The 3359-nt window shown below is 33.1% G+C and carries 4 protein-coding genes; 3 read left to right on the forward strand and 1 reads right to left on the reverse strand.

The annotated features are described in order from the left end of the window. From IJI80_RS08115 to IJI80_RS08125, 3 genes are all read left to right on the forward strand, one after another. Positions 1–603, forward strand: a 603-nt coding sequence (locus IJI80_RS08115; RefSeq protein ID WP_292789298.1) for an ABC transporter substrate-binding protein, incomplete at its 5' end; no start/stop codon positions are given. Positions 604–855: 252 nt separating this feature from the next. Further along, the gene (locus tag IJI80_RS08120; RefSeq protein WP_292789301.1) at positions 856–1599 is read left to right on the forward strand and encodes an ABC transporter permease; all 744 of its coding nucleotides are present in this window, start codon (positions 856–858) and stop codon (positions 1597–1599) included. A gap of 56 nt (positions 1600–1655) precedes the next feature. Next, on the forward strand, positions 1656–2408 hold the full coding sequence (locus IJI80_RS08125) for an ABC transporter ATP-binding protein (protein ID WP_292789304.1): 753 nt from the start codon (positions 1656–1658) through the stop codon (positions 2406–2408). Positions 2409–2545: 137 nt separating this feature from the next. On the opposite strand, the gene thiD is transcribed toward IJI80_RS08125, so the two are convergent. Next, on the reverse strand, positions 2546–3337 hold the full coding sequence (gene thiD / locus IJI80_RS08130; protein WP_292789307.1) for a bifunctional hydroxymethylpyrimidine kinase/phosphomethylpyrimidine kinase: 792 nt from the start codon (positions 3335–3337) through the stop codon (positions 2546–2548). Positions 3338–3359: the final 22 nt, after the last annotated feature.

The raw sequence follows: 3359 nt of genomic DNA on the forward strand, positions 1-3359 counted from the left end.
ATTGTAGCTAATAAGAACAGTGGAATCAACACTGTTGCTGACTTAAAAGGCAATACCGTTGCAACTCCTGGTGAAGCAACCATTCAAAACATGCTTTTAACCTCTGCTTTAACTCAAGCTGGCGTTAAAACCAGTGATGTTGAATTCACTACCATGAAAGCTGCTCAAATGACTGACGCTTTAAAAGCTGGTCAAGTTGACGCTATGATCATTTGGGAACCATATGCTTCCATTGCTGTTAAAAACGGTGACGGTAAATTAGTTGAAACCAGTGGAGAAATCATTCCTGGTCACCCATGTTGTTGTGTTGTAGCAAGAGAAGACTTCATAAACAATCATCCTGAAGAATTGAAAAAAGTCTTAGCTGCTCATGAAAATGCAACTGCATTCACTAATGAAAACCCTGCAGAAGCAGCTCAATGCTTACCTGAAGACATTGTTCCTGATAAAGACTTGCAAGCAAGTGTAATCAAAGACACTACTTTCATTTCTGGTTTAGACAGCAGTTACAAACAAAATGTAATGGCATTCATGGATCTTGAAGTAAAATTAGGTCTTTTACAAAAACCTTTAACTCAAGACCAAATCTTCGCAGATTTATAATTTATAAGACTTGCTCTATTTGAGCAATTCTTATTTTCTATTTTTTTTTAATTTTCTTATTTATTTTCAATTTTTTTATTTTCATTTATACTTGACTTTTTTTAAATGCTAAATTATATATATTAAAGAAAGTTAATTATTAATATATGAATGATATAATTCATTAATTAATTATCATTGATTTTTTTCCTGATTTCTGATGATGATTGTTAGTTAATAAATTATATTAAAACAATTTAAGATAGTGATTTAATGGATATTAAGAAAGAATTATTACCATTTATCGTACCGGCAATACTTCTTATTATTTGGTATTTGCTTACTGATGGTTTGCATTTGATTCCATACTATATTTTACCAAGTCCTTTAAATGTATTCACTGCGGCTTGGACTTTAATAAGCAATGGAAAATTGTTAATGCATACCTCAAGCACTCTTGTAAAAGTATTTTCAGGTATTATCCTTGCATCAGCAGTTGCAATTCCTTTAGGAATAATTCTTGGATGGTATGAAACTTTAGATAGATTAAGTTCCTTGATCATTAGTATCTTAAGGCCTATTCCACCTATCTCATGGATTCCATTTTCCATTTTATGGTTTGGTATAGGATTATCATCTGCAGTATTCGTTATCTTTATTGGTTGTGTATTCTCAGTGCTTGTATACACCATTGACGGTGTAAAGAGAACCGATAAGGTATTGATTGAAGCTGCTCAAACCTTAGGTGCTAACAATTGGAATATCTTGACTAAAATCGTGCTTCCTTCCGCATTGCCTTACATTGTATCAGGGCTTAAGGTAGGTGTAAGTATAGCATTGATGTGTACCGTATCCGCTGAGATGATTGCTTCAAGCAGAGGATTAGGTTATATGATCTTGACTGCAAGTCAATTGTTCCAGCCAGGAACTGTTGTAGTTGGTATGATTATTATTGGTATAATCGGTATTTTATTTGATTATGGATTTAGAAAGGCACAAGATAGAATATTCTGGTAATTATTAGAGAAATAAGAGAAATTACCAGTTTCAGTTATTATTAAAAGGTGTTTATATTGGCAATTGATATAAAAAATGTTTCTAAATCATTTATTACTAAAGATAAAGATTTCATGGCTTTAAAGGATGTCAATTTGCATGTTGATGATGGAGAGCTTATCTGTCTTTTAGGGCCTTCCGGTTGTGGAAAAACAACCCTTTTAAGAATGGTTGCAGGTTTGGAAGAACCTGATGAAGGTGAGATTTACGATAGAGGGGAACTTGTAGAAGGTCCTTCTAAGGAAAGAGGGTTCATTTTCCAGCAATATTCTTTATTCCCTTGGTTAAATGTTTTAGATAATGTAATGTTTGGATTAAACTTATCTGGTGAAAACAGTAAGGAAGAGAATCTTGCTGCTGCTGAAAGATATCTTGAAAGAGTGGGATTGGCTGACTTTAAATACAGTTATCCTCATGAGCTTTCAGGTGGTATGAAGCAAAGGGTAGCTATTATCCGTTCCTTATTGAACCACACTCCTGTCTTGCTTATGGATGAACCGTTTTCAGCAGTTGACATGTTGAATAGGCATACCTTGCAGGAACAGTTGATTGGAGTTTGGAAAAGATTTGAGACTACTATTCTTTTCGTCACTCACGATGTTGATGAGGCGGTCTATTTGGCAGACAAGATTGTGATTATGGATAAAAGGCCAGGTAGAATAAAAGACGTAGTAGAGGTTCCTCTTGAAAGACCTCGTCAAAGAGAATCAAGAGAGTTCCTGGATTTCCAAGATGAAGTCGAAAAGCTCTTAGGAGTTTGGGAACCCTAAAAATAACAAGTTTTAAATTTGTTACAAAAATTTATCACTTTTATAGTGATAATTCTTTTTTTATTTTTCTTTAATTCTTTAAAAAGAGTTAGCTATTTTTTATTTTTATTTTTTAAAAAGAGAGTGCTATTTTTATTTTATAATAATTTTGAATTAAAATTAGGATTTAAAGTACCGTATCTACCGTTTTTAACAGCTTCATAAATGAATTTTGTGGATTTTTCTATAGCTATTTTTAAATTATCTTCATCTTTGCTGTTTTTATCATTATCGTTTAATAAAACAAGATTTGCACAAATTGCAGCAGATAAACTGCATCCTGTTCCATGTAAGTTTTCAGATTTTATTAGGTCCTGATGTAAAGTGCTTAATTCATCTTTTTCCTTATTGTAAATAATGTTTGTACCATTAAGATGTCCACCAGTAATCATCACATTACAAAATTCTCCAATCTTATATGCTGCTTCCTTTGCATCTTCCACAGTTTCAATTTTCATTCCTGATAGTTTTTCTGCTTCAGACACATTAGGAGTTACAAGAAGTGTTTTTTCAAGAAGATATTTTTTTAAAGCATCAGCTATTTCCATCTTCGCAAGTGCATCTCCTGCACTAGCTACCATCACTGGATCAACAACTATGCTTAAATTGTATTCGCCGACCTTTTTACTTACAAGTTGAATGATTTCCTTTGAGTATAATAGGCCTGTCTTTGAGTATTTGATAGCATACTCATCAAAAATAGAATCTATCTGCTCAGAGATATATGTAGTGCTAACAGGTTCAACAGAAAACACTTTTTTAGGGTTTTGTGCAGTGAGTGCAGTGACTGCTGCACATGCATGAACACCATGTGCTGCCATTGTTTTTATGTCAGTGCTTATTCCTGCTCCTCCTGAAGGATCGAATCCTGCAATTGTTAGTCCTATCATAATATCACATAATATTTTTTTA

Origin of the sequence: Methanobrevibacter sp. (genome assembly GCF_017432245.1) — an archaeon.
In the GTDB taxonomy this organism is placed as follows: domain Archaea; phylum Methanobacteriota; class Methanobacteria; order Methanobacteriales; family Methanobacteriaceae; genus Methanobrevibacter.

Coding starts and splice junctions, on each gene's coding strand:
- thiD (WP_292789307.1), bottom strand. CDS start 3,337: ATGATAGGACTAACAATTGCAGGATTCGATCCTTCAGGAGGAGCAGGA.
- IJI80_RS08120 (WP_292789301.1), top strand. CDS start 856: ATGGATATTAAGAAAGAATTATTACCATTTATCGTACCGGCAATACTT.